Source organism: Candidatus Propionivibrio aalborgensis (genome assembly GCF_900089945.1).
In the GTDB taxonomy this organism is placed as follows: domain Bacteria; phylum Pseudomonadota; class Gammaproteobacteria; order Burkholderiales; family Rhodocyclaceae; genus Propionivibrio; species Propionivibrio aalborgensis.
Genome location: NZ_FLQY01000003.1, coordinates 1 through 6,725 on the forward strand (window position 1 = coordinate 1; position 6,725 = coordinate 6,725).

Annotated in this window: 6 protein-coding genes; 4 read left to right on the forward strand and 2 right to left on the reverse strand. The window is 56.3% G+C overall.

The genetic code is table 11. From position 1 onward, the window contains the following. From PROAA_RS00170 to PROAA_RS00185, 4 genes are all read left to right on the forward strand, one after another. A partial coding sequence (locus PROAA_RS00170) for a hypothetical protein (protein ID WP_186409366.1) occupies positions 1-1,328 on the forward strand: 1,328 nt, incomplete at its 5' end. A gap of 70 nt (positions 1,329-1,398) precedes the next feature. Then, a complete protein-coding gene (locus PROAA_RS00175; RefSeq protein WP_222102025.1) occupies positions 1,399-1,791 on the forward strand; it encodes a hypothetical protein in 393 nt (130 codons plus the stop codon). A 20-nt stretch (positions 1,792-1,811) separates the two neighbouring features. Beyond that, complete coding sequence (locus tag PROAA_RS00180; RefSeq protein ID WP_222102026.1) at positions 1,812-2,504, forward strand: C39 family peptidase; 693 nt, start codon at positions 1,812-1,814, stop codon at positions 2,502-2,504. A 57-nt stretch (positions 2,505-2,561) separates the two neighbouring features. Beyond that, entirely contained in the window at positions 2,562-3,326 is a 765-nt protein-coding gene (locus PROAA_RS00185; protein WP_186409368.1) for a hypothetical protein, read from the forward strand. A 64-nt stretch (positions 3,327-3,390) separates the two neighbouring features. Here the strand turns inward: PROAA_RS00185 and PROAA_RS00190 are convergent, their stop codons facing one another. Further along, entirely contained in the window at positions 3,391-4,707 is a 1,317-nt protein-coding gene (locus PROAA_RS00190) for an acetate kinase (protein WP_245664096.1), read from the reverse strand. Positions 4,708-4,875: 168 nt separating this feature from the next. Further along, a complete protein-coding gene (locus PROAA_RS00195; RefSeq protein ID WP_222102027.1) occupies positions 4,876-6,222 on the reverse strand; it encodes a sigma-54 dependent transcriptional regulator in 1,347 nt (448 codons plus the stop codon). Positions 6,223-6,725 lie beyond the last annotated feature (503 nt).

The window sequence follows — 6,725 nt, forward strand, 5'->3', positions numbered from 1 at the left end:
CAGCAACAGCCACGAATGGCAGTGCCTCGGCAGAAAAGGCCAAGAATGGCAGTGCCACAGTCGGCGATGCCGGTAACGGCGGTTACGCCAAAGGCGCCAAGGGTGCCAACGGTGGCGATGCCACGGCTTACGGTGGCAATGCCGCAAACCTGACGGCCCAGAAGGCCAAGGGTTCGGAGTCGACCAGCAATCAAACGGGCGGTTCCTCCATTGCTCTGGATAAAGCGGCGAGCGGTTCAGCCTATAACGCTTCCCTGGCCAAGGGCGGCGATTCTGCGGCTCTCGATGCCAACAAGGGTGGCTCGTCCGCTGCGCTCGATGCCAACAAGGGTGGCTCGTCCGCTGCGCTCGATGCCAACCTGGGTGGTCTCTCGGCTTCCGGCCAAATCGCCAAGTCCGGTTCTGCCGATGCCAACAGCAGCACCAAGGCTGGTGGTACCGATTCGACCAACAAGGCGTGGGGTGGCGATGGAGCGGCACCTGCTCCTGCTGATGAGAGCGCTAGATTTGGTTCCGGAGGCAGTGGTGCTGGCTTTGCCAAGAATGGCCCGACCACTACAACCGGTGCAACGGTAACCGGCGCAGCGGGTGGTACTTCGACAACGGGAGCCAATACGCAGACAGCGACTAACACTGGTGGTGCAGCCACCGGCTCGGCAACCTCGACAGCGGGTGCGGCTCAAGGCTCGGCAACCTCGACAGCGGGCGCGGCTCAAGGTTCCGCAACTTCCACGGGTGGTGCCGGAACGACGGGTCAAGCCAGTGCAGCTAGCGGTGCCGCTACGGGTTCGGCAACCTCGACCGCTGGAGCGGCGACTGGCGGCACGAACTCCTCCACTGGCGGTGCTAACACCAGCACGTCCACGGCAACTGCTGCCGCTGGTACGGCTACCGGCGGAGCTGGCGGTACAGCCAGCAATACAGGTGGTGCAGGTGGCGATGCTGGGTCGGCGACCAACGGAAGTGCTTCGTCTGCTGCAACCAATGGTAGCGCAACGGCTACGGCGGGCAATGGTGCTGTCGGTGCCGAGGCTAACGGTGGAACCAGTAGCGGTGGTGCTGGTGCGGCCGGTGCAGTTGCTGCTGTTGGTGCTGAAGGTGGCACAGGTGAAGGCGGCAACGGTGGTGTCGGCAACGGCGCAGTCGGTGGTGCCGGTGGTGCTGGCGGCTCAGTCGCTGTGAATGCCGGAACCTTCAATATGTCCAACAGCATGAGCAGTGTGGGTCAATCGGCTGCCGGCATCATGGTAGCTAACCAGAACAGCGGGATGTCCTCGCTGGTGCAGCAATCGGTCAACGTTCAAGCTAATCTGAACGTCGGCAGGTAACTGCAATTAGGGCCCGGGTGCCGACGGCAGGCACCCGGGCTTTGATCCGTCTCACACACCGGAGAAACTCATGACAATTCTAACTTCCCGGATGCTGATTCTCAGTGCGCTCGTCAGCGGTATGCTTCACGGTTTGGCAATCGCCGACACGGGGGCGGCTGACCAGGCGACGCTGTTGCCGGAAGCCAGTGCGGCGACTATGCCCTCATCGTTCTTCGGCAGTGCGGCAGTCAATAGCGACGCGCTCGAAGCTTCGCGTGGCGGCGCAGAAGTGCAAGTGCTCAACAAGAATGCACTCGATGGCGTGGTCAGCGACAACCAGGCGCATCACCTCACTACCGGCAGTAATCTGGTTACGGACGGTTCGTTTGTTGGCGCCAGCGGCTTTTCCACGGTCATTCAGAACTCGGGCAACAATGTTCTGATTCAGAATTCAACCATCCTTAATTTGCAAGTCAAATGATACAGCCTCCGCTGAGGCGCATGTGCCGCCTCCTCCCCTTGCTGGCCGCTCTGTTGGCTACACATGCCAGCAGCGTCCTTGCCAGCGAGGGGAGTCGGGTGGCTTTGCCTAGTCAGTTCGGTGGGGCGTTTTCGGTTCCGGTTGCCAGCATCAAGGGTTTGCATTTCCACAACACGATGCACCAGAAATATGACTTCAGTTGCGGATCGGCGGCACTGGCCACCATGTTGACCCATCACTACGCCTACCCGGTCAGCGAGCAGGATGTTTTTCGCGAGATGTACGAACGCGGCGACCAGAACAAGATCCGCAAGGAAGGCTTCTCGCTGCTGGACATGAAGAATTATCTCGAAGCCCACGGCTTTGAGGGCGATGGCTTTGTGGCCGAAATTGAACAGCTTTTGACGGCCGGCATTCCGGCGATCGCGCTGATCAAGGAGAATGGCTATTACCATTTTGTCGTCATCAAGGGAATGCGTAACGACCGCGTCCTGGTCGGTGACCCGTCGGCGGGTACGCGCACCATGCCCTATACGAAATTCAAGGGACTGTGGGTTAACCACATTTTGTTTGTGATTCGCAACAAGCTCGAGCTGGCGAAGTTCAATACCGACAACGATTGGCGGGTGGCGCCCAGCGCTCCGTATGTCAACAGCGTTCATCGTGGTGCCGCCGAGCCGTTTTTTCCTAAACGTGGCCCGTCGGATTACTAGGTGCCTGAGATGAGCTCCGGACTTCTAACATCGGCAAAGCAGCTCTGCAGGGTTGGTGTGATCCTGTTGCTGGTGGTGCAGGCTCTCAGTTCTCTGTTGAACAATCCACTGATGAATTCATATGCTGAGGCAATAGTCAATTACACGAGTTTCAGCAGCGTGGAGGCAGTGCGTGCTGCGGCGGCGAAAAACATTGCACTAAGGAACAAAGTGGCTGTGGCGGACCAGTCGTCAATGGATGCGTCGATGGACACGATGAACGTACCTGTCGACGAATCGGCGCTGGTCAGTAACACGAGCAACACGACGATACGCAGCACGTCGGAGGTGGGCGTTGCGACGGAAAAGAGCCGGATTGAAGCGCCGTCTTCCGTTGCGCGCAATCCAATAGGGAGCCAGTTGGCGGCCCTGGGCGACAAAGCACTTGACGATATCCGCGGTGGTTTTGAACCCCCTGACAGCAATCTCAGGTTCTCCTTCGGTATCGAACGGGCGGTGTTCATCAACGGTGAGCTGGTTGCCCATACGGTGCTTAACCTCAGGGATCTGCAATGGGTGGCGGGGACGGGCGGCGCACCCCAGGTGACGGCTGCTAACGCGGCTGCCGGTGCTCTCGGTGTGATTCAAAATGGTTCTGGCAACAGCTTTACGGCGCAGGTTGGTTCAAATCTGGCCGGTACTGTGATCCAGAATACACTCAACAACCAGAAGATTCAGAACGTCACAACCATCAATGCCAGCGTCAATAGTGGGCAGTTGTTCCGTTCGATGTCCGTGCAGGCGGCAGTACAAAACGGCATCGTCAATTCGTTGCGGCGCTAGTTGTAGGCAGGTGTACCGCTGGCCAGTACCAGAGCCAGATACTCCCTCCCGTATCTTTCCTGCATCAGAGGTTCATCGGCATGCGCACTGTGAGCGCAACATCCGGTGAGTCAGCCGTCACACCAACCCCGACCGAGACGTTAAGCGACGTGGTCTTGTCGATTTGATGCGAATAGCCGACGAGCATCGTACCCAATGTTGTACGCACCGAGAGGGGTGGTGTTCTGCCGTTTACTTTTGTCGTGCCGACAGAAGCAAAATCATATCCAAGGCTGAAAGAGGATCGCTCGTTGATCGCAAGACCCATGCCAAAGTTGATGCCAAAGACACCGCCCGGCTCCACGTCGCCTAGTTTCACTGGCCCTTCGGTGGTGTTCAAGGTAACGTTTGAGCGCGTAAAGTTGTACTGGTAGTTGATACTGCCGAAGAATACTGCCGGGTCGGCAGGATAGAGCATGGTCAGACCCGGCTGGATAGTGTAGAACCCTGATCCGGTGGGCAGTTCCTTTTGCAGCCCATTGGAGAGCCGTGTGGACGTAGTGCCTTCGTTCAGCACCTCGAAAGGATCCGTTCCAGTGCGGCTCTTGAAGCGTAGTGAGCCGATATAGTAAGGCTTGTCGGCGCCGCCGTCGTTCAATTGATAGCGCGCGGAGGCCTCGAAGTCGCCGACCCCCGAACCGTCGGAGTTAAATAGTCCCTCTTGCCCTGCGCCGATTGCCAGCGGGCGGGAGGTCACCGAGTCCCAGCGACGAACGTAGGGCAGCCTGGCCTCAAGCTCGAAACGGTTGGTAACGCCATAGCGTGCGGTCAAATTCGCTGTCACCGTGTTGCGCTTGACTTCGCGGATGTCGATCAGGCCGATCAACAGTGCCGGAATGATGGTGTAGCCGACGAGCGAAACCCGGTTGCTGGATGAGTAGCCATAAGTCAGCCCCGGTTCAATATTAAAGGTGCCTTTCGGTGTCAATACACCCGGTTGCTCGAAGATCTGAGCGATCTGTTGTACGCGCTCGCGTTGGGCAGGCGGTTCGCCAACAGTGTCCGACTTCGCTGCTGGCGTAGTCTGAGCTGACTGCGGAGCCTGCGCTATTTCAATCGGTTGAGAATCCCGGGATGGGCTGGCGCCAGCGCCGCGCGTCTTGCTCAGTGCCTCTTTGCCGAGCGCCTTCTGGATTTCAGCCAGTTTCGCATCCGTTTCCGCCATCTGCCGTTTAAGGGTCTCGATGTGGTTGGTTTGCTCGATGACTTGCTTGCGAAGTGCCTCCACGTCAGTGGGAGGCTGATCAGCGCCACTCGCCACTCCCCCGTAAGCCAGGGCAAGCGCCCCGATGAGGTGAATACCAGATCGTGAATGACCGCGAAACGATTTAGTCTTCTTCATGTTGTAAACCACTTTTGGTATTAATTTGGCTTTACTTTAACATCGTAACTTGATGTTCCGAAACAAGAAATATTTGGAAGTGCCTAATCTTAGGCATGAAATGTTGCAAATTTGGTACAGGAACGGGAGTGAAATCAGGTTCTTGACAGTGAGTGACTCAATGCAGTTTCAAGGCATTGCGTCGACATTGTGCTTGCTCATCATGCGGTAGAACGTAACCCTTGAGACACCGAGCTCTCGTGCGGCCTTGGATACGTTGTTCTTGTGCTTGCGCAAGCTGTGCTCCAAGACGATGCGATCCGTCGATGCCCTGGCGCTCTCCAGCGTTGGGCTCCGCGATTCGTCATCCGGCGCTTCAAGCCCAAGATCGGCGGCACTGATGAGCTTGCTCTCGCTGAGAATCGCCGCGCGATGCACGCGATTCATGAGCTCTCGCACATTGCCCGGCCATTGATACGCCTTCAGTGCAGAAAGCGCTTCGGTGCTGAAACCTTGCGCCCGGCAATACGTTCTGTTTGTCGAGTATTTCTGGAAAATATTCTCGGCCAGCAGCCACACATCATCATGACGATGGCGCAAGGCCGGCAAATTCAAATGAACCACATTCAGGCGGTAGTACAAGTCCTCGCGAAAGCGTCCGACCCGAATCGCTTCCTGCAAGTCGATGTGGGTTGCCGCAATGATCCGGCAATCGACCGGAATGACCTGCGTTGAGCCGAGCCGGGTGATTGTCCGTTCCTGTATAAAACGCAGCAGGTTAACCTGCTGAAGCAGGGGGAGATCACCGATCTCGTCGAAGAATAGGACGCCACCATTGGCGGCCTCGATGCTGCCGATTTTTCGTTGATCCGCACCGGTAAAGGCACCTTTCTCATGCCCGAACAATTCCGATTGAATCAGATTTTCCGGGATTGCACCGCAGTTGATTACCACAAAGGGCCCGCCCGATCGTTTGGAGTGCTTGTGGATGGCTTGGGCAACAAGCTCCTTGCCCGTACCCGTCTCACCACCGATCAGGACTGGGCAATCCACTTCGATCGTTTTCTCCAGCTGCATGAAGAAAGCTCTCATCCCGGAGCTGTCTCCCAGCATGCCTAAACGATAAGGTTCTTCGCCCCGTTTCTTGCGCAAGGAAAGTCTCAGGAGCGACTTGCCGTGGGCGCGACCAATGGTCAAGAGCAAGCGATGCAGATCGATGGGGAGGGTGTGGTAGTCGTAAAATGCAGCGAGCAAGAAAGTCTGAAAAGCAACGGATTCCTGGGAGAAGGGTGCAACGAGCGCGATCCATTCGGTCATCGAGGCAGAACGGGCGAGTTGCTCAACATCTTCCTGCTGCAGCAACGGCGGGGAGTCAAAAACCACGAGCCCCACGGAGTACTGTTCTTCACTTAACAGCCGTTTGCCATCTGCAACCGATACGGCGTAGTGAAACTCGATGTCCGAAATCTCTTGCGCCTTCAATTGCCGAGTGATGGTGCCGTGCTGATCAAGGACAATTACGTACCGGGATTTCAATTGCAATCTCCAAAATAATCTGAAAAACATTGTTCAGATGCTGGTGAATTACAGTAGTTTGGCGCGGTATTGTTACGCGACTGATACATTTTTTGGGTCAGAAAAACATAAGCAATAAACATGCTAAAAATAAAAAACTTCGGAAAATCAAATTGATGTGATCAGATTCAGGATTTCTTCTTGTTCATGTGTAAGGAAATCCGACACAAACTGTTGATGGTCCCGGAACAGCTGCGTGGCGCACCCCGTATTCTGGTTTCGTGCTCAGGGTACGGTCATGTCTATTCCCGTGTCCATTCCGGCTTCTATGCTACCGGGTTGACGTTGCGTTCGCCCGCACCGCCTCACCCCACCTACTCAACGCATTGCGCCAACCAAAGCCATCGGCGCGCCAAAGGCAACTGGCACATGCGTTGAAATGCCAATCAATAGTAAGCAGGGACTAGTAGTGCGTTCCAACAAAACAAATACACATTAAACGATTCCGATGTCGAACTTATTCC